The sequence below is a fragment of the Paenibacillus aceris genome (assembly GCF_017874035.1).
Taxonomy (GTDB): domain Bacteria; phylum Bacillota; class Bacilli; order Paenibacillales; family NBRC-103111; genus Paenibacillus_E; species Paenibacillus_E aceris.
In genome coordinates this window covers 163,945-190,088 of record NZ_JAGGKV010000005.1, presented here as the reverse complement: position 1 = coordinate 190,088, position 26,144 = coordinate 163,945, and the positions used below count along the sequence as shown (strand labels likewise).

Below are 26,144 nucleotides of genomic sequence, written 5' to 3'. Positions count from 1 at the left end.
CTGCAGAGCATATGGTCTGCGGGCCAATCCCGCTTAATCTGTTTACTCTTTCACGGCCCCGATCATGACGCCATTGACGAAATACTTTTGCAAAAACGGGTACAAAAACAAAATGGGTACGGTGGAAATAATAATGGTTGCATATTTGATCGTTTCGCCAATCATCGCTTTATCGCCCGTGTCAATGCCTGTCAGCATATTGCTCGTATCGTTGGCGATGAGGATTTCCCGCAAAATAATTTGCAAAGGAAGCAAATCACGCGTTTGCAAATAAATCGTCGCGGAAAACCAGGCATTCCAGTGGGACACCCCATAGAACAAAATCATGACGGCCACGACGGGCATGGACAGCGGAAGCACAACGCGGAACAGAATCGTCCAATCATTTGCCCCGTCGATTCTCGCCGACTCTTCCAGGCTGACGGGCACGGCTTGAAATGCCGTACGCATGACAATCAGGTTAAACGCGCTGACCGCCGAAGGAATGATGATCGCCCAGCGGGTGTCCAACATCCCCAAATTGTTGACCAACATGTACATCGAAATGAGTCCGCCGTCAAAAAACATCGTGAACACAACCAGGAACATGATGGCGTTTTTCCACATGACGTTTTTCCTGGACAAGCCGTATGCGCCGAGCGAAGTGAGTAAAATGTTGAGAGCTGTCCCTACGACAACGTAAAACAAAGTATTCAAATAGGCCGTACCGATATTCGGGTTTTTAAGCACCAAATGATAGGCCCCCGTCGTAAAGCCGTGCGGATAAAACAGCAATCCCCTGTTTTGCACGACAAAAGAGGGGTCGCTAAACGATGCGAACAAAACGTAAATGAGCGGATAAATCGTGATGATCGACAACGAAATTAACAGCACTGCGTTGATAATGTCAAAAAAATGTTCACCGAAGCTTCTTTTCATGATGGCCTCCCTCGTTTACCAAAGCCTTGCTTCACTCGTTCTTCTGGCTATGGCGTTGGCCAGTATGAGAAGCACGAAACTGATCACGGAATTAAACAGACCTACGGCAGCGCTATAACTGTAATCCGCTTCCAGAATCCCTTTGCGGTACACGTAAGTTTGAATGACATCCGCTGTTTCATAAGTCGCCGGATTGTACATGAGCAAAATTTTGTCCATCCCGACTGACATGAAATGACCGATTTGCAAAATTAACAAAATGATTACGGTCGGCATGATGCCCGGAATCGTTATATGCAAAGTTTGCTTCCAGCGGCTGGCTCCGTCGATTTTGGACGCTTCATACAAGGAAGGGTCGATATTACTGATCGCGGCTAGAAAAATAATCGAGCTCCAGCCGATATTTTGCCAAATATCCGAGCCGATATACAGCGTACGGAACCATTCCGGCTGTCGCATAAACGGAATCGAGTCAATCCCGAAAATAGACGTCAGCAACTTGTTAATCAAACCGTTCCGTTCCAAAAAATCAACCATGAAGCCGACGATAACGACAAGTGAAATAAAATGCGGCATATACGTAATCGTCTGGACGGCCCGTTTAAAAGCCCGGCTCCTGATCTCATTCAACAAAAGCGCCAAAATGATGCCTGCCGGAAAAGCCATAATCAGGCTATAAACGCTTAACAATATCGTATTGCGCAACAAACGCCAAAAATAAAAGCTGTCAAAAAACGCTGTAAAATGTTTGAGACCGATCCATGGGCTGTCGGCAAAGCCTTTCATGGGTGAATAGTCCTTAAAGGCGATCTGCAAGCCGTACAAAGGACCGTAATGAAAGATTAGGTAATAGACGACCACAGGAAGAAGCATGAGGTAAATTGTTTTGTTCATTCTGAAGTCGTTCGCTGCGCGTTTCACGAAGCTTCGACGATCCATCGCCGGCAGACCGGACTTCTTGGTCGTTGATTCGATTTGTAATTTCGCCATAGTGATGAGCCCCCGTTCGTTTATCTTGCCTTGTAACGATCCAGGGCCGCTTGCTGGATTTTAACCGCTTCTTCGATTCCAAACTTTTTCAAGGTATTGACAAACTTGTCGAAGTTATCTAGAGGCTCATCGCCCATAATAAATTTCAAGCCCATTTCTTCGGCATACGTGTTCACGTCGTTCATAATCGACGAATACCGCTTGTTTTCTTCCGCTGTTAACGTCAGCGGCGGCATCAAAATCGTGTTTTCCGCTTTGCTCCACGTTTCAAGGGCGGTTTTCTGCTGGTCCAACTTATAATACTGTTCGACATAGCGCTTATCCTGAACGAACGGACCGCTATAGTTAGAGCGCATCCATTGAGCCATCGACTGGACCATTGACAGGCCGTTCGGATTGTCTGTAATGAGCTTCGTGTAGGTCGGATAACCGTTCACCATCTCGTAGGTCTTTCCTTCAACCCCGAAATTGTACAGGAGACGGCCTTCCTCACTGTATGCGTAATCGAGCCATTTGACGATTTGTTCCGGGTTTTTCGCTTTTCCCGAAATTGCCGCGCCAACGCCTTTGTAAGGCTTATCCTTTTGCCCAAGCACTGGAGTCGCACCTTGTTTCAATGTCGGATGAGACGCGGCGACCAAGTTAAAGTTGGGATTCTTATCCTTCATGAGCCCCAAGTAGTTTCCGATGTTGCCGCCGCTAAGACCGTAAAACGATCCGAGCTTGTTACTCGTCACTTTCGCGTCCATCAGTTTGGCGTCCATGGCGGCAAAATCAGGGTCGATCAAGCCTTCTTGATACCATTTGCGCATCGTCGTCAAAAATTGCTTGTATTCCGGCTGAATTTCTCCGTATTTCACCTTGCCGTCCACCTGATAAAACTGAGCGCCAATTCCCCAAGCCCCGATTAAAGAGTTGCGAGTGGCATCGCGGACCTCATTGTATTTGAGCAAAAACGGAATCTCGTCTTTCTGTCCGTTGCCGTTCGGATCCTGATCGCGGAAGGCGGTCAGCACCTTCTCCCATTCATCGATTGTCTTCGGCGCGTCCATGTGTACTTTATCCAGCCAATCTTTCCGGAAAATCGGGCCGTAGAACACCATCAGCTTACTGTCGCCGCGAATGAACGGAAACGAATAGATACTTCCATTGTCGGTTTTGACCATTTTGGCGATATCCGGATTTTCTTTCAAATATTTCTTGAAGTTCGGGGCGTATTTATCGATCAAATCGTTCAATTTGAGAATCGTGCCGGTTTGAATGGCGTTTTCGGGGCCGCCGCCAACCTCCGTCCAGGTATATTCAATAACATCGGGCAAATTCTTGGAAGCCAGCATCAGGTTGAGCTGCTCCGTCCTTTGCGTGGAGTCCGCGCTCGGATGCTTAAATTCCACCTTCGTGCCTGTAACCTCTTGCAGCTTTTTGTACATGCCTACATCGCTGAAGTTTTTCAATGTTGCCGCGACGTTTGCATCCAAAGGCACCCAATAGGACATTTGTGCCGGGTAACCGACTTCGTCCTTGCCTTCTCCCCCTGATCTTTGCGTGTTACCGCTTCCGTCGGTGCTCGAGCTACTTTTATTAGGTTCTAAGGCGTCCTTGTTGCCAGAGCACCCCGCGATTAAAGAGCTGGCCGTGAGTACCGTCAGCAGCATTGCCGCCCATTTCTTTTGACTTGCTATGTTCTGCATACCTTATCCTCCCCTGTCATTTCAAACGTTGTATGACCGCTTCCGGCCTGTCTCCACCATAACAAGCAAGCCAGTGAAAAGGTAGAATACGCTTTCAATATCGGTTATCCGTTTTATTGATCGGCAGTTATCTGCTTTTTGGATCGATTATCCGGATTCGTGTTTCATCGCCTCGCGATACTGTCCAGGCGTGATTCCTTCGGCTTTTTTGAACATACGCGTCAATCCGATGTTACTGGCATACCCGACTTGACGGGCGATTTCCGACACGGTTTGCGTCGACTCCGCCAACAGGCGTTTGCATGTGTTAAGGCGTATTTCCGTCAAATAATTGCTGACATTCCTCCCGCTGTAATTTTTGAAAAAAGCGGAAAGATACGAGGCGTTCATGTCGAAATGATCGGCCATCGTCGTAAGACTCAGCATGCCGTCGTGAAAATGTTCCTGTATATAGTCCGTCATTTTCCTGTACAATTGTTCGCCGTGGCCGGTTCGGTCCTCTTGGACTGCTTCGCATAGCCGCCTGTACAACCGTTTGATTCGATCAACCATCTGCTCTGCGGTGGCGCATTCGGAAATGATCCGTACCGGATCGCTCTCGCCGCTGAAAACCAGGTTTTGATCGATATTTAATGAACCGGATAATTTAAGTAATGAACTAAGCAGGTCGAAAAACAAACATTTTCCCATCTCCGGCGTGATGCCGCCCGATTGGAAATTCACTTCATAAATGCGGTTCAATATGATTTCGACATTGGCGTAATCACCGCTGCGGGCCACATTCATGAGCTGTGACTCCATTTCCATCGGATAATAGTACGTCGGCTGGCCAAACTTGCGCACCTCTTCATAATACAGAACCGAATTTTGCCCTTTAATCATTTTGTATGCCATCGCAAAGACCGATTCATTGTAGCATTCCTGTATACATTCGATCCCCTCGTGAACGTCGCTGACGCTAATGCTGATTTTGGTTTTGAACCGCTTGTCCATCATGTCCTTCAACTTATCGACGAACGTTCCCATGCGCGTATCGCGACTGTTGCCGGTCGGTAAGTTCACGAGAATCGCTATTCTATCGCGTTCCAATTCGATCAGATAGCCTTTATGCTCAAGCAGTTCAACGCTCAAATTGGACAAAATAAAACGCATGAGCGCCCATTCGCGTTCGGTGTTTTGCTCGGAAAATTGACTGAAATCGTCAATATCAATCAACAAGACGGCAAAGAGCCCGGATTCGAAATGAACGTTCATAAATTGGAGATCCCGTTCTGTGAGCGCCGCCGCATCGACATGACCGCGGATGAGCCGGGAAAGGAATTCCGTGCGGACAACGAGCAAATGGCGGGACAAAGTCGTCTCCAGATTCTTCTCCTTCTCGAACAACGTGTGAACCTTCTCTCTAATGAGTTCAAATTCGTTTTTCGGGAAGACTCCGGTTGAATCCGCTCCTCCGCCCCGAGCGACGGCGTGAACGAGGTCCCGGATCGGCCGGTAGTGACGGTAAGCCATGTAGTAGCACACGGCGCCGCCTCCGGCGAGACAGAGCAGGACGACCGTGATCGCCCACATTTTTACCGCATTGACCTGTGATAACACAACGGCTTTAGGAATAATGGAAACATAAGTCCACCCGTTTTGGTTGGAAGTTGTATAAGTAACCATCATGTCCTTTTCCACTCCTTGTCCCTTTCCCATGCCCACGCCGGTATATGCGAGCGATTCTTTGCCGGACAACCCGTCGCCCAATTCCTTCAAGTAGGAACTGATTTCGCCACTTTCTTGGGCATCTCCGGCTGTACGCATCAAAACCGTTCCGTCGGCGTCAAGAATGAACACCGTTTCATCACGCATGCCTTGGCTGGCTAACATTTCTGTGATCTGATTTTCATTAATCAGAATGACAAACGCGCCGTCAACGCGATCCCTTTCGCCAATCGGGAGCGATTGAACGAATGTAACCATTCGCTTGGTTTGGCTCAGACCAACCGCCATTTCCTTGGACGGATAAAAAAAACGGGCATGGTAAGGAAGCAATATTTGCTCCTTAAACTGCTCGTAGGTCAGGTTTTGATAGTGATAAATATTTTCATAGAGTGTATATGAGTCTGTTTTCATCTTAGGGGAGAGAACAATGTCCGAATTGTTGAAGTAGACGTAAAAATCATCAATGAAACTGTTGACCGAACTGTATCGCGACATGTCGCCCATAAAATCGATAAACGAAGAAAGGTTCTGTTGGGCGTATCCATCCCCTCTCGGATTGAACATTTTGAGAAGCTTCGGATGGAACGCAATCTGCTGCGTCAACTGATCGATTTCTTTCATGCGGCTGTCCATCGTCCGCTTGACCTGCTCCAGCATGGCCGTATTGGAATTGTTGGCATTCTCAATCATGATTGCTTCAATTCGGGTATAAAATATCCCGCCAATCGTAACGGGAAGCAGCAAAATGATCATGTAAGAAAAGATGAGCGTAAGAAATACGCTCTTTCTTCGATCTGCCGCAAGTCGTTTCCATCCTTTCAGCCGTCCTACCACAGAAACAAATCATTTCCCTTCAATTTGAAAATAGCTTCCATGAAATAGTAATCGCCATAAATGATTGATGTATGGCGGTCATTATGATGATACGCAGCTGAACCTCCTGTCAAAATGCAATCAGAATCCGTTGTCCAATCACAGCGCGACGCATCCAGCGTCTTTACCAACTTCAAAGCGGCGTTGATATATACATCTTTTTCGTGCTGACCGACGACCTTGGCAATTTCAATGAATCCGCATGCTGCAACGGCTGCTGCTGTTGAGTCCTCGTAGGCAGGCTCTTTCGGCTGTCTGAAATCAATCGGAATGATGCCGTTTTCCGGAATATTCGCCATAAAATAATGGGCGACGCGCTTGGCCGCATGCAGATACTCTTCCTTCTGCGTATGCATATAGCTCATCATGAACCCATATAAAGCCCAAGTCTGTCCGCGTGTCCAAGAGGAGCCTTCTTCAAAGCCTTGACCCCCGTGAGTTTTCACTACACCGCCAAGAAACGGGTCAAATTCAACGATATGGTTAACGGAACCGTCCGGCCTGATAAATGCCGTCATGGCCGTATCCGCATGCTTCATAGCAATTTGTTTGAATCGCGGATCGCCGGTTTCTTCTGTAGCCCAATACAAAAGAGGGAGATTCATCAAACAATCTACGATCGCCCAGCCTCGGCAATCTCTGATTTCGTTGTCATTCCATGCCCTGATAAAACCGCCAGCCAAATTAAACCGCCCGGCAAGCAGATTGGCAGCATGCATCGCCCTTCTTCGAGAGTCCGGATTTCCAGTTACTTTATAATTCGCTACACTGGTAGGCAGCCACATAAATCCAACATCATGATGCAGTCCGTAAAATTGATGGAAGCATACATCGAGCGCCTCTTCTGAAAAATTGGCTATTTCTTTATACTTTTCGTTTCCGGTCTCGTGATGCATGAGCCACATCATGCCGCCCCAAAACCCGTTCGTCCACCAGTTGATTCCGTCTGTAATTTGACCTAACGGGTTGTCCACGATACGGTTGTCATGCGTGCCATTAATCGTGGTATAAGGAATCTTGTTTTGTGATTTTTCGCTTACCCAGTCCATCTTCGTTGTAAGTTTTTGAATAACATCCTCTAACCAGATCTGATCGCTTGCTTGCAGCATCCTTATTCCCACTTTCCCGTTTTGTTTTGCTTTAACCTCTCTATAAGCTTATTATTAAATTAAAGCAATTTCTTTGCTATTATTGGGAATTATATTGCGTTTCTTGCGTCATTGAATTTTAACACGTTCTGTATTAAATTAAGTTTATAACCGTGTATTAGGAAGGGATAACCACGATGTCAAATTCAAAATACGAGTACTTGGAAGCGGATTTATTGGCGCACTATTCCAGCTCCACCTATGTACCCAATGAAGATTTTCACTTTCATGACAATTACGAAATCTTCCTTTTTTTGAATGGCGAAATCAATTTATTTCTTGATCAATACTGCTACCCTTTGGAAAGAGGACATCTCCTTGTCATTAACAATCATGAGATCCACAAAATTTTCAAGCTGACGCCCAATCCGTACGAGCGAATTACAATTCATTTTAAGCCGCAAATTGTCTTGCCGTTCTGTTCATCCAAAACAAATTTACTTTCCTGCTTCCAAAATCACAAGCCGGGTGAGAACAACATTGTCCAACTCAACGAAGCTCAAATCGAAGCGTACATGTCACTAGCGACTAAGCTTATTGAAGTATTGGATCAAAACAAATATGGCAGTGATGTGCTTTCATTTTCGTATCTGACCCAAATTCTTGTGTTTACGAATGATATTTTCCGGAGAACCAGTTCTACGGTACCGAGCATAACTTCCTCCTTGATTCAATCTGTCATGAGTTACATAGACAATAACCTGCTTGATGAATTAACCTTAGATCGAATCGCCAAGGAATTATCCGTGGATAAGTTTCATCTCAGCCGCATGTTCAAGCTTCAGACAGGAGGAAGTGTTTATCGTTACATTTTATTAAAACGGGTGGCCCAAGCCAAACAGCTATTATCCACGGGATATTCTGTCTCCGAAGCTTGTCATTTGTCCGGCTTTAACGACTATGCCAATTTTATTCGTACATTCAAAAAAATTACCGGCAGTTCTCCCGGTCAATACGGTAAATCGACCTAGAACTCCAAAAGCCTTGAGTCTCCTCCCCCCTAACCAATCCCTTTCCAGATCAAACAATTCCCCCTGTTCAATAAGAACATCGTCCACTGGATCCCACAATTTTTGAATGAGCAGTGGCGTAACTTGTCCTTCATATTCGAGCAATCCTAAGAGATGAGCCCTTTTAAAGCAACAGATCCTCCTAAGGAAACTACAGGACAAGGTAACTCCTCAACCACTCCAAAACATATAAATTCTTATCTACCAAGGATAGCCGACTTCGTCGTCCTTTTAGGACGAACTCGTTTGTCAAGGTAGGTGCAAAAGCAAAAGTTCTACCAAAAAAAAGAAGCCTTGTCTTTGACAGGCTCCTCCATTAGTGCTTTGCATCTCATTGATTTAGATGAAGGCTATAGGTCGTTCGTTACGTACTAAATTTCACTTGTACTTGGTCATCGTTATCCTTCTTCTCCGCCCGACCTACCCGTTTCGCCCACCAGGCGGTTAGGATAGGTACCAGAATGGCCGTTACAATAACGCACGATGCAATGACTACGGTAGCCGATGGAGCTACGGCGGCGTATTTGGGATTCGCAGCCGCTATAACGGCTGGGACGGCTGCGGCATTGCCTGCGGTTGTCGCCGCGGCAATACCGGCAACGCCGTTTCCGCCAGTCAATTTATCGGCAATTACGCATGCTGCCCCCGTCACCACAACAACAAGGACTCCCAAGACAATTCCAGTTAAACCCGCTTGATACACTTTACTGAGATCGATGCCACTCCCTAACGCGAAACCGATAAATGGAATCAACATCGCATTTCCTTTGCTGAACATGCTGCGAATATCTGAATCCAGATTTCCGACAATCATTCCTAATAGAAGAGGCAGAATGGCACCCACTAAATAGGGCCAAGGGAAAACCGAGATTCCAGCGATGCCAAGGGTTACCATCGTTATGAACGGACCGGTTTCCAAGGCCATAATCGTTGTCGCCCCAATTTCTTCCTTCTTTCCGAATTGATTCATCAAGGATATATACATGCCGCCGTTAGTATCATTCATTGCAACAATAATGGCTAGTACGGACAATCCACCCATCACCATTCCGTCGCCGATAAATTTACCGGCGATCAAGCCGGCAAGCGCCGCAACACCTACTTTTGAGATAATGAGCGCTCCGCCTTTTTTCAATATTTTCGGTGTTACCCTAAAGTCGATAGATGTTCCTAAACAAAAGATGTTCAGAGCGATAAACGGCAATGCACCTTTGAATAGACCCTCTGTAAAAGAACCGAAGAAAGTGGGCAAGTTCGGAAGTAAAGTATGGAGTAATGCACCTAGCAGCAGCGGTACAAGCATCATTCCGCCTGGTATTCTTTCAACGGATTGTTTAATTCTCATTATGTTCACCCTTCCAAGATGATAAATTCACCAGATCTTTAAGCGCTTTCAAATAGATCTGCATATAGATCCGACATTTAAATTAGGAAATGAGCAGCATTCCTAGCTACCCACATTTCCTAACGAAATTGTAATCACCAATTTTCTTAGAAACCGATTAGTGCTCCTCCATCCACTGGCAGAACCGCTCCATTGACAAAAGCCGCCGCCGGAGAGGCAAGATACACGGCCGCCCACCCAATATCCTGTGGCTCACCGAACCTTTTCATAGGGGTACGTCCTATTATTTTTTGCGTTCTTAACTCGTCGCCGGAAAGTGCTTTGCGAAGCATTGGCGATTCTATCCAACCAGGAGCAATACCGTTCACACGAATGCCGTAAGCCGACGTTTCGGAAGCAAGCGTTCTTACCATCCCGAGATACGCGGATTTCGCGCTAGAATATGCGATGACATTAGGTTGTCCAATAAAAGACGTCATGGATGCTTGAAAAATAATATTGCCTGTTCCTCGTTGTTTCATCCGTGGAATTAAGGCGCGGCACAACGAAAATGCTCCTAATACGTGGACATCCATGACCATTCGGAAATCATCGTCCGTCGTTTCTTCAATCGGCTTCTTACAATGGTTGCCCGCATTATTAATGAGAATGGTAATCGGACCGATCGTTTCTTCTACGTCTTGAATAAATCGCTCAGTCTGATCCGTATCCGCTATATTAAAAGAGCGGTAATGTACCTTTTCACCCATTTCCTCGGCAAGGCGCATTCTTTCTTCGCCGGAGCCGGAACCGACCATGATGACTTCCGCTCCGGCTGCTTGAAAACATTGGCTCATTGCAAGTCCAAGCCCAGTTGCTCCCCCCGTAATTAACACCCGTTCACCAGCGAGACTAAACATTTCCTGATAATTATTCACAGCGCTTTCCCCCCCGCAATTCGTTCCTTCAGTTTGATATTTATACGGAATATAATATTCCTTATGCTTTAGCTTCTCTGCTTTAGTCAGTTGCCCTCGACATGCCCCAATGACCAGATCGAGCAGTTCTTCCGACAACACGTCCATCGTCTTCTCGCCGGTTAATGCAGCACCAGAGCAGAAATCAAGATCGTCAGGCATTCTGCGATACGTTGTTTCGTTGCCAGTTATTTTGATGACTGGAGAGACAGCGCTTCCTACGACGGTTCCCCTTCCGGTTACAAGAAATAACAGATGGGCTCCGCTGCAAATTAAATCCATCAATCCTTCACTATCGTTCGGATTCGTATATCCGAAGCCCATGAAGTGAGGATCCGGCGTACTATCCAACAACCATAATCCGGGATGCGGCGGATTTTGGGATACGCGGAGCACGCCTTCAATCGGCTTGGAGCCGCTTTTCACAAAAGCCCCCATACTCTTCTCTTCAATCGTCGTCAATCCGCCGGCGAAATTACCGGGCGATACGGAGTACTGACGGACGCTCTTGCAATAATCGAGCATTTTGTCATACGTCGCTCCCAAATCATTTCTCACTTCGTCATTAACCGCACGTTCCAGCAATATATCTCTAAGCCCGATCGCTTCAACGATTTCCTCGAAAATAGCCGTCCCTCCAGCATTGACAAGCAAATCGAACATTCGGCCGACGACAACATTACCTGACAGGCCTGATGTATAATCGGATCCTCCGCATTCTGCCCCAATCACAAGATCGGCCAAGTTCATATCCGTCATAACTGTTTCCCGCAGCAGCTGCCCATGTAATTCCTCAATTGCAAGCTTTCCATCCTCAATCGTTTTTAAGGTTCCTCCACGGTCTTGAATCAGCATCCAGGAAGCAGGTTTCCCCTCTTGCCCAGCAATATCAGCCAAATTTTTGGCTTGTAAATACTCACAGCCGAGTCCAACGGTCAACACCGCCCCGATATTCGGGTGCCGAATCATCGCGATCATCATCCGCAGTGCGTATTCATTATCCGTACAGCCGGCAAATCCGACAACATCCACATCGATATGCGAGTCTCTATAAGAATTACCGATTTCTTTGGCAACAAAGGAGGCACACTCTACTGTATACATCACCAATACTTTATTTCTAATACCTTTGGCGCCATTTTTACGAAGATATCCTTGCCAAGAAGGAACCGAATGTCCCGTCATATTTTCGTCCTCCTATTGAATTTGTAGCAAACCTGCAGCGAAAATACTTACCGATATTGCATATCTGTCGGCGCTCCGGAGTCTATATCCAAGGTTGACGAACGCTTATCATAGTAGCTTTTACAATTTTGCAAATGCACCCACTCACCTGCTGTTATAGGTTGCATGGCTACTCCAATTGCGACTCCGTATTTGATGATGGGCTCGCCTACGGCAATGGAGCGATTAGCTATTTTGTGGCCTTGTTTCACCTGACTCGCTATATCAACGCGAATAGCTTGTGTGGACCCATAGATCGCAATACTTCCAGGTTCCAAGTCGGACAAAGCTATACACACATTATCGTCCTGATGAATTTGAAAACTCGCTTGGCGAAATTTGTCGCTCATCTCGAACTCCTCACTTCCTCATTTTACAAAATGCCGTACTTTGCAAAAGCGGCGGTGCTTGAAAGCCCAGCCTCAATTTCTTTCCGGACCACTTTCTCGCCTTTTGCTTTTTCCAGCGAACGCCCGATAACCTCATCTTCAAGCTCCAAAGGAATCACGACAACGCCATCCAAATCCGCAAATATGAGATCGCCGGGATTAATCCACACGCCATTGATCTCGATCGGGCAACGATAGTTGACAACTTTTGTCCGGACTGAGGAATCTTGTGCAAAGCGCCCCCGTGAGAAAACAGGCCAGTTTTGTTCCAGCACCTTCGGCGTATCCCGATGATAACCGTTGATGACGGCCCCTGCCGCTTGACGCGCTTTTGCGGTAGCCGTTAAAATCTCACCCCAGTAGGCGCATCGCATATCTCCGCCACTCGCTACGTAAACGTCGCCAGGCTGCAGTTGATCGAGCGCTTCGGTCAATAGTCCGAACGGCTTCTCTTGCTTGCCGTACACATCAATCATAACCACCGGCATGGCGCGTCCTGCTAACACCATATGTTCTTTCATTGGTTGAACAGCAGGGGCAAGGATTTGGTGATACCTCCCCAGGTCATCCAAAATATCTCCAATAACAGGTGTATAAAGTTCACGTTTCATAAGTTCGAATAATTCCAGGTCATTCTGTGCGATGCTCATGTTTGAATACCTCCGCTGTGAATAGTATTGACGCTTACATTTCTATTATATTTGAGGTAATATTGATTTACATCGCCAATAATCAACTGAAAATATATAAAAATTGAGGACGGTCGACAACATGAACACATCAACGAACATCATCAATGACATTATCAGCCCAGATTCCGTCCATCTCCTTCATCTTCCGAATCCCCAAAGTTCCAAGTTGCCTTTCCGGGTATATGCCTGTGGTCATTATCATTGCTTGAGCGGATATCGGGTACAACGGCAAGGTCCTGACAACCGAATTCTCATTCTTACATTGGCTGGGAGTGGACAAATCATTTACCGCGGTCAAAAGTTTCATTTAACTGCAGGTCATGCTTTTCTGATTGATTGCAATGAACCTCATATCTATGAATGCGTTGGGGAGAAATGGGAAATTAAATGGGTACGTTTCGAGGAATCCGCGGGGGTTGATTACGAGAACACCGTCAATGAAGGGAAGTTTCAGTCGATTGTTTTGCAAAAGCCCGGATACGTCGAAGGTCGGATAGACACGATACTGGAGCAAATAAACCTTAACTCGTCTATTGCCGATCTCAAAATGGCGGAGGCGCTGTGCGGAGCCTTAACATCCCTATGTGAGGAGAAACATGTCAATGACACGTTGAAAATTTCCAGTTCCGTTACGAAAGCGATAACGGAAACCATCATTTATATCGATCTGCATTACAACGAAGATCTGTCGATTAAAGATATGGCCAAGATGATCCATTTGACCGCCTATGCTTACATCCGTACATTCAAACGCCAGACAGGCTTGACTCCCTACGAGTATTTGCTGAAATTACGGATAACGAAAGCTAGAATGCTTCTTGAGCAAACTGACAATTCCGTGAATGAAATTTCCGAGCAAGTTGGCTTTAACAATGTGAATAATTTTATCCGAAAATTCAAAGACCTTACGAATACAACGCCGCTTAAATACAGACAGCAAAACGCAGTTCGATTTTTCTAGTCAGAAGCGTCTTCCTATACAGAAAAAGGACATCAAACTGTTATCAGTTTGAATGTCCTTTTTATCGATTACAGTTCTACGATTGCCTTAATTACTTTGCTTTCCGGTCTCAGCCAAGACTCGAAGCCATCAATCATCGTCTCGAAGGAGGAACGATGCGTAATGAATCTTGAGGCATCGACCGCTCCCGATTGAATGGCGTCCATGACAACGCCGAAATCTTCCTTCGTCGCATTGCGGCTGCTTAACAAAGTCAGCTCTTTCTTGTGGAACTCCGGGTCTGAGAAGGTAATGTCGGATTTCACTAGTCCGACGTACACTAATCGTCCTCCGTGCGATACATACCGGAAAGCGTCTGTCATCGATCTCACATTGCCAGTCGCATCGAGCACAACTGTCGGCAGATCTCCTCCAGTTAATTGAAGAAGCGTTTCGTAAGGCTGATTCATTACATTCACCGTGCTGTCTACATTCGCCCAGGATCGGCAAAATTCCAAGCGGCTCTCGTTCACGTCCATCGCTATGACCTTGGCACCGCGGCCTTTGGCGATCGCCATCACGCCTAAACCGATAGGTCCTGCCCCGAGCACAGCAACCGTCTCACCCTCGCGAATTTCAGCTCGGCGAACCGCATGTGCCCCAATAGCAATCGGTTCCAAAATGACCGATTGGTCGAGACTAAGCTCATTGGTTTTAATAAGCGCCGACAAAGGAACAGACATATATTCCTGCATGCCACCGTCAATATGAACGCCCAACACCTTCATGTCAGTGCAGCAGTTCGTTTTTCCATTCCTGCAAGCGATACAGCTGCCGCAGTACATGTAAGGAATAATGGAAACTTGATCTCCCACTTTGAAATCGTATTCATTATCTTCCACCTCTTCGATGACACCCGCAAGCTCATGTCCAAGAACGCGAGGATACTCGAAATAAGCCTGTTCTCCGCGAAAAGCATGATAATCAGTACCGCATATACCGATTCGGCGAATTTGAACAAGGGCCTCACCCTGCTTTTTTAAAGTTTTACTTTTTTGTTTCCATATGAATTCATTTGGTTTATCGCAAACAATTGTTTTCATTTTCAAATTCCTCCTCATCTCTTCAAGAAGATTGTGCGCTTTTGCGACTCCCTGTCATTATAACGAAGAAGACAAGTGCTTTCATCCTCAATAATCCACTAAAAATACATAAATATTGCACACGTTCATGCTTGACTAACATCGTATCTTCATTGCGTATCGTCTCCCGTTAGCGTTCGCGCAGATGATTCAAATCCGCCTATTACTAATAATGCAACCCTTTTGGCGACTTCCTCTTTGTTCATAATCGTGATCCCAGTCGCCCATTGAATAGCACCTTCATGGATAACTTGTGCATAAATGGGCACATACATCTTCATTTCTTCATCTGAATACAAGTGTTTAAGACTTTTCGACAGATAAACCCTCAACTCATTTAATGCTTTTTCTTTCAATTGAGGTACGACTAAGCTTACATAGCTGCTGCGACATCGGATGTTCGGTTGTTCATAAAAATCACATAATGCTAAAACGAGTTTATGTATGCTGTCTTGATCGAATTTCACTTCACCTGTCGTACGGTTTATGATCGCAGCCGATGCAGAGTCCCCTATAATAAAATCCAACAATTCGAATTTGTCCTTAAAGTGTGCATAGAATGTGGCTCGATTAACTTGTGCTGCCTTTGTTATATCCGCTATCGTTATTTTTTCAAAATCCTTTTTTGAAACGAATTGGATAAATGCGTTAATCAAAGACTGCTTCGTTTGTGTTGTTCTTACATTCATTACTTTTGTCGCCACATTCCCCCTCCTTAAACTCGACAATTCATCAATCTTGTTGCTATAGCAACATTCCTACACGGTTTGTTGGTTGTTACATAATTGGATTAGCTGTAAATTAAGCCGAATTTCGTCGGTTGGAGGGGAACTACAGGCTCTTATTCGACCTCCATCGACCAAATATGTGTCAAAATAGCGAAATAACGGATCCTAGTCACCTCTTCCTCAAGGAAAGGGATCTTATTGGCAAAATAGAGCCCTGTAGTTTCCCTGCAAACATAGAAATTCTATGTAAATAAAAAGACATCCGGAAGAATGCGCTCCGGATGTCTTTATTCTTCCACTACCTTAAATTTATAACGTTAGGGGCAATCTGTTTCAATCTATTTGATTTTTGTTTCGAGTCGCACCGGCATGACACCAGACGACGACAATAGGATCTTCTAAGCTTGAAATGAGATGATGATCCTCCCCAGGTTCAATAATAACGACGTCTCCCGTTTTTACAGGGTAATTGTGCGCTTTGTTGATTTCCACCTCGCCTTTGCCCTGCAGGATCAGGAAAGCTTCACAATCTTCGTGTACATGATAGTCGATACCTCCCGGACCGTCGTTCGTATGAGCGCGCGCTCCTGGCCTCTCAAAAGCTAACCCGCCATAAGTGAGGTAATCCCCCGGCATAATATCTTTCAAAATATGCCCTTCCGTAACATCGGCCAACTGTTGTAAACGATACGTTTTCATTTGAAACCACTCCTTTTTACCATGTTTTATGTCATCTAGACGGGCGCAAGACTGTAACACTAAGCATATGCCCGAAATCGTTTTCTAGCGTTCTCGCTAAAATCTCACCTTGTTACGAACAAGTTGAACGACTCACCTGCAGATGTCTCAATTTCAATCAATGATCCATTCAAAAACTTCAATGCGCGGTCCCCCTGCTTCACGGATACTTGCTGTTCTTCCCAAGGGTTGCGCAGCCTGCATATACCGCCTAGTGTGGATTCGATGCTCAGCGAGATTATTACGCCGCATCGGATCTCGGACGTCACTTTAAAGCCTCCATGGCACCAGAGCGAGAAGGCAGCATCCCAACCGTCAGGGATTGCCGGGAACACATGAATGACCGGCTCTCTGCCGGGAGCGCCGGGCTGGCTTTGACAGAGCGCAACCTGCAGGCCGTTCGCCATATTTCCAAGCCTCTGCGCGCTTATGGCGTTAACGCCTTCCCGTACCGTCAGCCGATTGTCATAATATTTGATTTTGCCCGTATCCGCATAGTAGCAGTATTCGCGATCGGCGTTCACACATTCCAGCTGCGCCAAAACTGCTTGTTTAAAACCATCGGCCATCCCCATGCCCGCGAGCATTGTGGCAACGGAAGACATCTCGGTTGCAGCCCTACCCCAGTCTCCTTCCAACCTATCCTGTTGATTGGCAAGGGTCGCTAGGCCTGTCTTGAACCAATCCGGATTTACGCTCGCAGTCTCTAAGGAACAGAGAATAAAATCCCTCATCGGATCGGTAGCGATGTCACGCCGGTCGTCAAGCACCTGCCCAATCGCGCCGACCCAAACCGGCTCCTGATTTTCTTTCGAACGAAAGACGGCCTCCGGATGATCACTTCGCGGGAGCGGAGCCAGGTTGTGATAAAACTCTTCCCACACCGGATGCATATCCTGATCCTCACCCAATATATTAGCGGCCTTCAGCAGCACCGGCATGATCCCGTGTAGCGCAGACATCACTTGAATCGTATCTTTACCCCCGATGTACTTCTCACCGCTAATTGTGTTGTACATATGGTATTTGCCGTCATCCTCTAATCGCATGTGCGGATAATTGCGCAAAAATTCTGCGGCCCCTTTAATCATCGGGTATGCCCGCTCCTTCAACCAAGTCCGGTCTTTGGTGAATTCGTAATAATTCCAATAATGATAGGCGATGCCGGCGATGTTCCAAAACATGTGGCTCGTGGATCCAAAGGGGCCCCAGCCCTTATCGGAATAAACCAAGTTCCCTTGGTCCCATGCCTCGTGACCCTTCCAGTTCCATCGACTCTCATGCGGATGCTTGTTATGCGCATATTGCTTGAATCTTTCGGAACGTTCCTCCCAAGGCTTAAGCAGTAAGTAAAGCTCTCTCAACTCTGAAGCAATATCTTCGGGCAGTTCTTCGACTCCGTTAAACCAAACGGTTTCAGGAATATAAATCCCTTTACTGCCCCACTGCTGCTCCGCCGCTTTGGCGCAAGAATCGTACATGCCGGAATACATATCGAAATAGGGCTGCATCAATTCATAATGGCCTGTCGCCAGAACCGCATTGTAATATAACCTGAGGTTGCTCCACCATTGCATCGTCCCCCAGTGTCTCAAGTCTCCTCGAGGGCTTAGGAGCATACCTCCGAAGTTAGGAGCATACTTTCCGCCCCGGGAGTTAGACGCCATCAGATACACATAATACGTATAATGTTTCTCCACAAATTCAGCGCTGCCATCATCACTGCTTAAGCGGATGTAGGACTTTTGCCAAAACTCGTTCCACCAAACCTTATGCTCCTGCAGCAAGCGCTCATAGCCCGCTTTTCTTGCCGTTTCCAATTGGTTTACTGCCGAGGCGACGACGTCCTCGTTCTCATCAAACGTTGCACTGCTTGCAAGGAAGATTTCAAAGTTACCCGTTTCCGGCTTCATGCATAGACGCATTTCTGTCTCATTCGGCTGCCCAAGCACTTTGTTAACCCTAAAATCGGTAACCGGCGCCTTTCCGCCAAGCTCATCGTTCATCCGAATAATCCCGTCACGGTTGGAGATCCCGACTGCAACGGCCGAAGAGCAGTAATAGCCGCCTTCCCTGAATTCCTGCTTTAAGATCATAACGTCCTTGTGCACGATGAGTTTGGAAACCGCGGTATGATTCTTCGTTGCGACTTCCGAAGGCCGAAGCATTTTCAGCTTGATGTTGATGCCTTGAGGACTCTCCCTTCTATCCTCGACCTTGAAGGCAAAAACATCACTGTGGTCATAAGCGAACGCTTCGAGACCTATGCCATTACCGGAGATAACCGCTGTCGCATCAAAGAGGCTTAAATGCTGGCGTACCGTACCATCCTGAAACACGTCTTCCCCGTAATCCACAAAATCGATGTCGACAAAAGCGCAGGCATAACCGTAATCCGAATGCCGTTGATTGAAACTGTTCGTGGAGCGGTCATTAGCATACACATCGACGCGATTCAACTGCATTTTCACTGCGGACGGCGACGTCCAAAGGAGGCTTCCCATTCTTCCGTTCCCAATCGGAAGTCCACCTTCGCTTCTTTTGACCGTGTGCTCATAATGTAAATCGCCGCGAGACACATGCTCTCGATAATTCATAATGAAATCACACTCCTGTGGACATTATTTTTTGAGTACATCTTCTACGGAAACCATTTTGCCATCTCTCGACGAGACGGCAGCAGCATGCACCAATATTTGCGACTTCAAATAGTCTCTACCGCTTGGTCTAGGCTCACGCTTTTCCTTCAGCGCAGCTAGAAATTCATCAATCGACAGTACGTTTCCTACCCCGTCAAAGGTATACACTTCATCCGCCTTTCCTTCCTTGATTAGCTGCACTCGGTTGCTCGTTAATACAATCGCGCCTTCCGCTCCTTCGAAACGCCAATCTCCATACCATTCGGTCACTTTCCCCTTAGCCATCATACTGCCGTGATAATCCACAATGGTCCCACCGTCAAGCTCCATCCAAGCGCTGAGGTGGATCGTCGTTGTCTCCGTCCAGCTTCCAGGCGGGTTGCTGTTCACAGCAAACACTTTGACCGCTTCCTGACCGGTAAAATAACGGATCATATCAAAATGATGAATCGCCACATCTTCCAACAGTCCGTTTGCCATCCGATTGAAATAAGGTACGGGTACCACATGATAGCGGTCAAATTCGATATGAGCCGATGACAAATGTCCGATGGTGCCGCTGTCTAAAAGCTCTTTTACTTTCAGCACCGGAGCGAAGAAGCGGTAATTCTCGGAAATCATGAACGGGATATTTTTCAGTTCCGCCTGGCCGACAATATATTGCGCATCCATGATATCGTCTGAAATCGGCTTCTCGCAGAGCACAGGCAGACCATGCTCGAAAGCGATTTCGTTTATCGCAGTGTGAACATGAGGCGGCGTAACATTAATGACAATATCAGGGTGCTCACTAATAATTGCCTCTTTCAAAGTCGAATAAAACGGGGTTTCCGAATCAATCGTTTCCCGGAGCTGAGCGTTAGCTTCAACAACGCATACCGCCTGCACCCCCGGATGGCGTCTCAGTCTCCTATACCAACCTGAACCAAAGTTTCCCAAACCGACCAGTACCACCTTCAAATTACTCATCCTCTCTTTACAGTTTTATTTCTGATTTAACACTTTTCTCTGTTATTTCTTGTACTTGTTGTATAGCTCGGTATATTCCTTGATGACGTCGGCGCCGCCGGACTGCTTCCATTTCTCAAGCTCTTTATTCCAGCCACCTTCATCGATGACGCCCATGATGAACTTGATTTTCGCATCGTCAATAATCTTCTTATTCGTCGACAGCTTTTTCTTGCTGTCGTCACTTAGAATGAGTCCGTGCGATACGTCGGCAACTCCGTATTGCTTGATTTCCTTAAGTGTCTCCGCCGCCTCTTTCGCGAGCGGCGTTCCGTTGTTGATAAGGTCCATACGCATTGCGAGGTGTTGGACCGGCACGACTTCCTTGTTGTATTTGGTGTCGTCCAAAATCTTTTGTACGCCGTTCTCTTCCTTGTAGTGAACCCCGTCAACGCCGAGTATGACCGACTTCACCATCTTGTCGTCGACCATCTTGTCAAAGAAGCTTAGTATCCTCTTCAATTCCGCTTCCGTTTTGACGCTCGACTTCGGAAACATATACATGCCTAAGTACCCGCTGCCTTTGGCAACCCGCTTCTGGCCGTTCGTCGATACAAGCGCCGGAATGATGTGAACGTCTGCGCCTGGCAGTGTTTTGCCAAGGCCGACGAATGTTTCGCCACGGTAAGCCTCGACGATGTTTCCTCGGATGCCGATTTTCCCATTTATCCAATCCTCCGATACTTTGGCGCCCGGCACAGTGGCAAAGTCCTGGTTGAGGATCTTTTCGTCGTACAGCTTTTTCATGAATTTCAAATAGTCCATATATTCCTTGGTCATGAAGTCCGGAATGGCCTGGTTATTGATATACCCCCACCCATTCGGTGCGCCGAACAGGAGCGGAAACGTATAGGTGCTCAAATCTTTATTTTCGGTGATGCCCCATGTGTCCTGCTTCCCGTTTTTATCCGGGTCGTTCGACGTAAAAGCCTTTAGCACATGATAGTAATCGTCCACGGTTTTAGGCGGCTCTTTGATCCCGGCTTTATCCAACCAATCTTTCCGGTAAAACATGACGATCCTTTCCGGATAACGGCCCCGGTAAAGTCCATATATCTTCCCGTTAATCCGGGTATTGTTCAGCGTATCTTTATCTAATTTGCTTAGGTTCGGATAGTCCTTCAAATAGGGCTCGACATCCCAGAAAAACCCGCTCTGCGCGGCGCTCACGATGACCGTATCCTGCGGATTGACGACAAGCATCGCCTGTGGCAGGTCCCCGGACGCCATCGACACGTTCAATTTATCCGTATAATTGGAGTTCAGTACCCATGTGATATCGAGTTTCGTATTCGTCTGCTGTTCAATGTATTTCACAATGGGGTTGTCCGCTGTCGGAGGCTCTGCACTTTCAAATTGGCTCATCATTTTAATTCGAAACGGCGCTGCTGATTCCGTACTGCCTGCCTCGGACGGTTTGCTGCCTCCAGAACATCCGGTCAATGCCGCAATTAGCAGTATTGACACCATGGGTACAATCCGCTTGGACTCTTTTCTCATGAAACCATGACCTCCATACTATTATTGTATTGGTCTTTCACTCCCGGACCGCCTTTCCTACTCTTTAACTGACCCGAGCAGCACGCCTTTCGCGAAATGCCGTTGTAAGAAAGGATATACGAGCAAGATAGGAACAGTGGATACGACCGTTACTCCCATTTGGATTGTTTTACCCGGCGGAATCACCCCCTCGAAGTTGTTTGTGGAATCACCTATGCCGGTTTGTGAGAGAAGGACGATTTGACGCAGCCATACCTGTATTGGAAACTTGTCCGCATCATTGATATAGAGAAGGGCGTTTAGAAATTGATTCCAATGCCCGACCGCATAAAACAGTGTTAATGTCGCTATCGCCGGCATCGATAGCGGAATCACGATCCGGAACAAGATCTGTGGATCGCTAGCTCCGTCTATCCTGGCCGAATCCTCCAGTTCATCCGGTAGTTGGGCGAAAAAGTTTTTCAATATAATCAGATAAAAGGCGCTGATGGCCCCGGGAAGCAGCAGGGCGCCGTATGTGTTGAGCAGTCCTAGATTTTTCACGACCAAATAGGTCGGAATCATCCCTCCGCTGAACAGCATGGAGAAAACGACCATCAGCATGACCGGCTTGCGTATCCGCAGCCGTTTGTTGGCTAAAGGAAATGCCAGCAGGGCGGTAAGCACGATATTAATAGCTGTTCCCGCAACCGTAATGAAAATCGTAACCAATAACGAGTGCGGAATAATTTTCGTACTGAAAATGTACTGGTAAGCGGCGAGCGAGAATGTCTCCGGGATAAGTACATAGCTCTTCCGAAGAGCTTCCTCCGGAGCGGCGAACGAGCCGGTCACGTTGAGCAGAAACGGAACGACCGTAATCAAGGCCAATAGAAATAAAAGCAAATAATTGACGCTGTCGAACAGCTTGCTGCCCCATGATCTGTACATATGTATGCCTTCACCTCCTTTCCTGTAAGCTTAGTAAATGCCTTCTTCCCCGAACTTTTTCGCCAGCCGATTCGTGATCATAACCAAAAGAAGTCCAATCACTGACTTGAACATGCCAACCGCTGCGCTGAAGCCGAATTGGCCACCCAGTATCCCTACCGTGTATACATACGTGTCGAAAACCTCCCCGACTTCCCGGTTCAGCGTATTAAGCATGAGATAAATTTGTTCGAAGCCTGTATCGAGAAACGATCCCAGCCGCAGGATCAGCAGGATGATAATGGTGCTTCGTATCGAAGGCAGCGTAATGTGGTAAAGCTGCCGCCAACGGTTCGCCCCGTCCATTCGTGCCGCTTCATAAAGCTGTGGATTGACGCCGGCCAGCGCCGCCATGAAGATAATCGTGCCCCAGCCCGTTTCTTTCCAGATGACTTCCAAGGTAACCATTGGCCTAAACCAGCTGGCGCTGTCCAGAAAGTGCACCTTCTGAAAGCCGAGTGACTGAATGATCTCATTCACGATACCGTTTTGAATCGCAAAGAAAAAATAAAAAAAGCTCACAACGATGACCCACGACAGAAAATGCGGCACGTAAACCAGCGAAACAACAATCCTCTTGTACACTTCATGCCGCACTTCATTCAACATTAGAGCTACAATGATAGGCAGCGGGAAAAACAGGAAAATGTTGTAAGCGGCTAAGATTGCGGTATTTCGCAGCAGCATCCAAAAATCGGGACCTGTGAACAAAGCATAAAAATGGGCGAAGCCTACCCACTCACTTTTGGTAATTCCGAGGAACGGCATATAATTCTGAAACGCAATGACCAGCCCCCACATCGGGGCATAACGGAAGATCAGAAAATAAAGTACGCCAGGCAATAGCATTAGATACAACCAGTAGTCCCTTTTTATTTCCTTTAAGAACTTGCCCCATGCTCCTTCCGTGAGGGCGACGTTTGGATGACGCCTTTGCTGCGCTAGTTTTGTCAACGCTTTCAATATGATACCTCCCATCTCGTGTTTGATAACGTTAAGGTACAAGAGGGGGCTGCCAATTGTAAATAATCTGTTCCGCAGTTCTCTACGGATCATTCCGCATCCACGGGTTTCACGAGTAATCTGCAGCACAGTAACGAAGTGATTATCCACAAAGTCCTCCAAAAGCAAAAACGCGCATACCGCGCGCTCAATCGAGAGCGGGCAGCCTGCGCTGTCCTAGGTCCTTTATCCGTTAAATTTCACTAATTTATCTCGGTACTGTTTAGGCGTGATCCCTTCCATCTTCTTAAAATAACGAATAAAATTTTGCGAATTGCTGAACCGCAACTTTTCGGCGATCTCCTGAATTTGATCATCCGTTTCAGCGAGCAATCTTCTCGCTATATTCAGTCTGTATTGGGATAAATAATCGCTAAAGCTGCTCCCCGTTTCTTTTCGGAAAATTTGCCCCAAATAATTTGGGTTATAATGAAAACGGGAAGCACAGGCTTCGAGCGTCAACTCGGAATGGTATTCATCATGGATGATTTGAATCAGTGTTTTGATCATATTCCTCTGCTGGGATTCACTGCGGGCCAACATTTCGACCATGATCAATTGAACGACATGCTCGAAAATCCACGCCTCCATTTCTTGGACAGAAGTCTGCAGCAGTTGATCCAGCTTCTGAAAAATCGGTTTTTCTTTGAACAAAGAGACGAACATTTCATCCGATTGATGGGAAATCTTGATCAAATCCATAAGCAGCAGAAAAATAAACATGGAACAATACCGATAACCATAGTGACCTGAACATATTTCCGCAATGACGTCATGAAGCGTTCGCTTCGATTGCTCCGCGTCACCGAATTTGATCGCATCGATTAATTCTTTCACCATAAATCCGGGGTATTTGCCCTTGTTGCCCGATTCGTTAGAATCAAAGTCGGAAGCATACAGGATGGCCTCTCTGCCCTGGGTAAACCTTGATTTTAAAGCATCCGTTGCCTCGCCATATGCAGTAGATGCTTCTACTGGCTGGTTGAACGGACGGCTGATTCCAATACTTACTTGAAGACGCAAATACTGATTTACAACCTGCTGGATAGAACGAGACAGTAAGTAAAGCTCCTCCTTAAAAGCATCCACATGTTGATGATCAGCGCCGAGCAGGACGACTTGCGTATGATTCATAATGACGGGATTCAGTACTAACAAGTCCGAGGCGGTTTCGCCCAGCATATTTTTCACAGCAAATAATAACAGATCTCGGTCTGAATCCTTATAACCGGTATCTTGTAAGGTGTCGATCTGTACCGTGAGTACATAAAAATGGTTCCAGCAAGCATCACGCCTGAAATTACTTTCGATTTCCTGAGGGTTCACTTCCCCTTGAAACAGTTTAAAAGCAAAAAAATCGTTTAGTTGATTCGTTTGAATATGCAGCTGAACCTTGAGCTTCTGGCTGTCCTGAAAAAAAGCGTGCATCCGATTATTTATATAATCCATTTCGTTGCTTTGCGACTGCGCATTTAGTTTCTCCGAGGAGTTATATGCGATCATATGGTACAGTCGTTTGATAGGAGAGTATAGTCTTCGGGTGCCGTAAAAGGAAAGCACGAAAAACACACTAACCACAACAAAACCTGTGATAAAAATAAACAGACCAATGAATCGGGAGTTTTGCTCGGCCTCTAAGGTCGATATCAACGATATATAAGTCCATTTATATTTTTCGGAATGCCGAAAAATAAACGAATATTGGGATCCGTTGATTTTGGATAAGAAATTACCTTGCGGGGTTTGGTTAACTTGCATTTGAATCATTTGGACAAGGTGGTTCACGTCTTGATCTCGAAGCTCATACTGCGTAATATTCCGAATAATATTGCCATCGTCGTCAATCATTGTCATCTGGCCTAAGTCTTTGCTCGGCATCAGCTCACGAAATATGTCGCTGCTCGAAATTTTGGTTCTCACGATTCCCTGGAACCGGTCAATCGCTGAAAAAGGTACCTTCAATGTGTACTGGAAAAAATCAGAATTGGCAGATTTACTCCATTTCGAGCGTGAAACGACTTTCCTAAACTGGTCAATTTCTTCACGGGTATATACCTCGTTGATCAAGAGTACCCCGCCATTACGTAAAACCCACCCTTTTTCCAAATTAATAATTTCCAGACTGTTGATGATCGAGGAATGGGCGTATAAAGAGCTGACCTCTGACACCATATTTTTAACCTTAACGTAATTGTCATAACTGTTCATCGTAAGGTCATCGTCCAATAGGCTAGTAAAGCTGGGCAGCAGTGTAAATTGGATGATTGCGCTTTCAACAGTTTGCAGCGAATTTTCCAACTGAATCTGCGACTGAAGGAGAAGCTGTGCGTTTATTTTATCGATCTTCTCGTTCATTAAGGAGGATGTCTTATAATAGGCTATATAACCAAGAAACGAAACGGCAATGATGACCAATACGATGTTGAAGGAGAGCAGCTTTACGAAGTAACTTTTCCTTTTCATAATCATCCCCCTAGTCTTACAATCAGATTTTACCACCAGTATTCATGGAAAAGTATGTAATAAATTATTAAC

Annotated in this window: 20 protein-coding genes; 2 read left to right on the top strand and 18 right to left on the bottom strand. The window is 46.3% G+C overall.

All coding sequences use genetic code 11. The features are described from left to right. Positions 1-42: 42 nt before the first annotated feature. The 5 genes from J2Z65_RS11760 to J2Z65_RS11740 all read right to left on the bottom strand — a co-directional run bounded on the left by J2Z65_RS11760 (position 43) and on the right by J2Z65_RS11740 (position 7,288). Positions 43-918, bottom strand: a complete 876-nt coding sequence (locus J2Z65_RS11760) for a carbohydrate ABC transporter permease (protein ID WP_167066256.1) — start codon at positions 916-918, stop codon at positions 43-45. 15 nt (positions 919-933) lie between these two features. Beyond that, on the bottom strand, positions 934-1,908 hold the full coding sequence (locus tag J2Z65_RS11755; RefSeq protein WP_167066259.1) for an ABC transporter permease: 975 nt from the start codon (positions 1,906-1,908) through the stop codon (positions 934-936). 20 nt (positions 1,909-1,928) lie between these two features. After that, positions 1,929-3,599, bottom strand: coding sequence for an extracellular solute-binding protein (locus tag J2Z65_RS11750; protein ID WP_167066262.1), 1,671 nt, complete (start codon positions 3,597-3,599; stop codon positions 1,929-1,931). Between the two features lie 147 nt (positions 3,600-3,746). Beyond that, positions 3,747-6,140 (bottom strand): helix-turn-helix domain-containing protein, encoded by a 2,394-nt coding sequence (locus J2Z65_RS11745; RefSeq protein WP_167066265.1) that lies wholly within the window; start codon positions 6,138-6,140, stop codon positions 3,747-3,749. Beyond that, positions 6,134-7,288 (bottom strand): AGE family epimerase/isomerase, encoded by a 1,155-nt coding sequence (locus tag J2Z65_RS11740; protein ID WP_167066268.1) that lies wholly within the window; start codon positions 7,286-7,288, stop codon positions 6,134-6,136. The genes J2Z65_RS11745 and J2Z65_RS11740 overlap by 7 nt, the downstream gene beginning before the upstream one ends. A gap of 176 nt (positions 7,289-7,464) precedes the next feature. On the opposite strand from J2Z65_RS11740, the gene J2Z65_RS11735 reads away from it, so the two are divergent. Further along, entirely contained in the window at positions 7,465-8,298 is an 834-nt protein-coding gene (locus J2Z65_RS11735; RefSeq protein WP_167066270.1) for an AraC family transcriptional regulator, read from the top strand. Between the two features lie 403 nt (positions 8,299-8,701). Here J2Z65_RS11735 and J2Z65_RS11730 read toward each other — a convergent pair whose 3' ends face one another. The 4 genes from J2Z65_RS11730 to J2Z65_RS11715 all read right to left on the bottom strand — a co-directional run bounded on the left by J2Z65_RS11730 (position 8,702) and on the right by J2Z65_RS11715 (position 12,901). After that, the gene (locus J2Z65_RS11730) at positions 8,702-9,682 is read right to left on the bottom strand and encodes a 2-keto-3-deoxygluconate permease (RefSeq protein ID WP_167066273.1); all 981 of its coding nucleotides are present in this window, start codon (positions 9,680-9,682) and stop codon (positions 8,702-8,704) included. Positions 9,683-9,828: 146 nt separating this feature from the next. Further along, a complete protein-coding gene (locus J2Z65_RS11725; protein WP_205301081.1) occupies positions 9,829-11,823 on the bottom strand; it encodes an SDR family oxidoreductase in 1,995 nt (664 codons plus the stop codon). 47 nt (positions 11,824-11,870) lie between these two features. Then, positions 11,871-12,212 (bottom strand): UxaA family hydrolase, encoded by a 342-nt coding sequence (locus J2Z65_RS11720; RefSeq protein WP_167066275.1) that lies wholly within the window; start codon positions 12,210-12,212, stop codon positions 11,871-11,873. A gap of 23 nt (positions 12,213-12,235) precedes the next feature. Continuing rightward, a complete protein-coding gene (locus tag J2Z65_RS11715; RefSeq protein ID WP_167066277.1) occupies positions 12,236-12,901 on the bottom strand; it encodes an RraA family protein in 666 nt (221 codons plus the stop codon). 121 nt (positions 12,902-13,022) lie between these two features. On the opposite strand from J2Z65_RS11715, the gene J2Z65_RS11710 reads away from it, so the two are divergent. Further along, complete coding sequence (locus J2Z65_RS11710; protein WP_167066279.1) at positions 13,023-13,904, top strand: helix-turn-helix domain-containing protein; 882 nt, start codon at positions 13,023-13,025, stop codon at positions 13,902-13,904. Positions 13,905-13,972: 68 nt separating this feature from the next. On the opposite strand, the gene J2Z65_RS11705 is transcribed toward J2Z65_RS11710, so the two are convergent. The 9 genes from J2Z65_RS11705 to J2Z65_RS11665 all read right to left on the bottom strand — a co-directional run bounded on the left by J2Z65_RS11705 (position 13,973) and on the right by J2Z65_RS11665 (position 26,072). Further along, positions 13,973-14,986 (bottom strand): zinc-binding alcohol dehydrogenase family protein, encoded by a 1,014-nt coding sequence (locus J2Z65_RS11705; RefSeq protein WP_167066281.1) that lies wholly within the window; start codon positions 14,984-14,986, stop codon positions 13,973-13,975. A gap of 149 nt (positions 14,987-15,135) precedes the next feature. Then, positions 15,136-15,729: a TetR family transcriptional regulator gene (locus J2Z65_RS11700; protein ID WP_167066283.1), complete on the bottom strand. Its 594-nt coding sequence runs from the start codon at positions 15,727-15,729 to the stop codon at positions 15,136-15,138. 357 nt (positions 15,730-16,086) lie between these two features. After that, positions 16,087-16,452 carry a cupin domain-containing protein gene (locus tag J2Z65_RS11695; protein WP_167066285.1) on the bottom strand — a complete coding sequence of 122 codons (366 nt, stop codon included), beginning with the start codon at positions 16,450-16,452 and terminating at the stop codon, positions 16,087-16,089. A 104-nt stretch (positions 16,453-16,556) separates the two neighbouring features. Continuing rightward, positions 16,557-19,088, bottom strand: coding sequence for a glycosyl hydrolase family 95 catalytic domain-containing protein (locus J2Z65_RS11690; RefSeq protein WP_167066287.1), 2,532 nt, complete (start codon positions 19,086-19,088; stop codon positions 16,557-16,559). A gap of 24 nt (positions 19,089-19,112) precedes the next feature. After that, positions 19,113-20,099, bottom strand: a complete 987-nt coding sequence (locus J2Z65_RS11685; protein ID WP_167066289.1) for a Gfo/Idh/MocA family protein — start codon at positions 20,097-20,099, stop codon at positions 19,113-19,115. Positions 20,100-20,141: 42 nt separating this feature from the next. After that, entirely contained in the window at positions 20,142-21,638 is a 1,497-nt protein-coding gene (locus J2Z65_RS11680) for an extracellular solute-binding protein (protein WP_167066291.1), read from the bottom strand. A 57-nt stretch (positions 21,639-21,695) separates the two neighbouring features. Beyond that, entirely contained in the window at positions 21,696-22,568 is an 873-nt protein-coding gene (locus J2Z65_RS11675) for a carbohydrate ABC transporter permease (protein WP_167066293.1), read from the bottom strand. A 30-nt stretch (positions 22,569-22,598) separates the two neighbouring features. Beyond that, positions 22,599-23,720: an ABC transporter permease gene (locus J2Z65_RS11670; protein WP_338111793.1), complete on the bottom strand. Its 1,122-nt coding sequence runs from the start codon at positions 23,718-23,720 to the stop codon at positions 22,599-22,601. A 75-nt stretch (positions 23,721-23,795) separates the two neighbouring features. After that, positions 23,796-26,072 (bottom strand): helix-turn-helix domain-containing protein, encoded by a 2,277-nt coding sequence (locus tag J2Z65_RS11665; protein WP_167066295.1) that lies wholly within the window; start codon positions 26,070-26,072, stop codon positions 23,796-23,798. Between the last annotated feature and the right edge of the window lie 72 nt (positions 26,073-26,144).

Bases quoted from the DNA above. Each gene is read 5' to 3' on its own strand.
- J2Z65_RS11760 (WP_167066256.1), bottom strand. From the start codon at position 918: ATGAAAAGAAGCTTCGGTGAACATTTTTTTGACATTATCAACGCAGTG.
- J2Z65_RS11755 (WP_167066259.1), bottom strand. From the start codon at position 1,908: ATGGCGAAATTACAAATCGAATCAACGACCAAGAAGTCCGGTCTGCCG.
- J2Z65_RS11750 (WP_167066262.1), bottom strand. From the start codon at position 3,599: ATGCAGAACATAGCAAGTCAAAAGAAATGGGCGGCAATGCTGCTGACG.
- J2Z65_RS11740 (WP_167066268.1), bottom strand. From the start codon at position 7,288: ATGCTGCAAGCAAGCGATCAGATCTGGTTAGAGGATGTTATTCAAAAA.
- J2Z65_RS11735 (WP_167066270.1), top strand. From the start codon at position 7,465: ATGTCAAATTCAAAATACGAGTACTTGGAAGCGGATTTATTGGCGCAC.
- J2Z65_RS11730 (WP_167066273.1), bottom strand. From the start codon at position 9,682: ATGAGAATTAAACAATCCGTTGAAAGAATACCAGGCGGAATGATGCTT.
- J2Z65_RS11725 (WP_205301081.1), bottom strand. From the start codon at position 11,823: ATGACGGGACATTCGGTTCCTTCTTGGCAAGGATATCTTCGTAAAAAT.
- J2Z65_RS11720 (WP_167066275.1), bottom strand. From the start codon at position 12,212: ATGAGCGACAAATTTCGCCAAGCGAGTTTTCAAATTCATCAGGACGAT.
- J2Z65_RS11715 (WP_167066277.1), bottom strand. From the start codon at position 12,901: ATGAGCATCGCACAGAATGACCTGGAATTATTCGAACTTATGAAACGT.
- J2Z65_RS11710 (WP_167066279.1), top strand. From the start codon at position 13,023: ATGAACACATCAACGAACATCATCAATGACATTATCAGCCCAGATTCC.
- J2Z65_RS11705 (WP_167066281.1), bottom strand. From the start codon at position 14,986: ATGAAAACAATTGTTTGCGATAAACCAAATGAATTCATATGGAAACAA.
- J2Z65_RS11695 (WP_167066285.1), bottom strand. From the start codon at position 16,452: ATGAAAACGTATCGTTTACAACAGTTGGCCGATGTTACGGAAGGGCAT.
- J2Z65_RS11690 (WP_167066287.1), bottom strand. From the start codon at position 19,088: ATGAATTATCGAGAGCATGTGTCTCGCGGCGATTTACATTATGAGCAC.
- J2Z65_RS11685 (WP_167066289.1), bottom strand. From the start codon at position 20,099: ATGAGTAATTTGAAGGTGGTACTGGTCGGTTTGGGAAACTTTGGTTCA.
- J2Z65_RS11680 (WP_167066291.1), bottom strand. From the start codon at position 21,638: ATGAGAAAAGAGTCCAAGCGGATTGTACCCATGGTGTCAATACTGCTA.
- J2Z65_RS11675 (WP_167066293.1), bottom strand. From the start codon at position 22,568: ATGTACAGATCATGGGGCAGCAAGCTGTTCGACAGCGTCAATTATTTG.
- J2Z65_RS11665 (WP_167066295.1), bottom strand. From the start codon at position 26,072: ATGAAAAGGAAAAGTTACTTCGTAAAGCTGCTCTCCTTCAACATCGTA.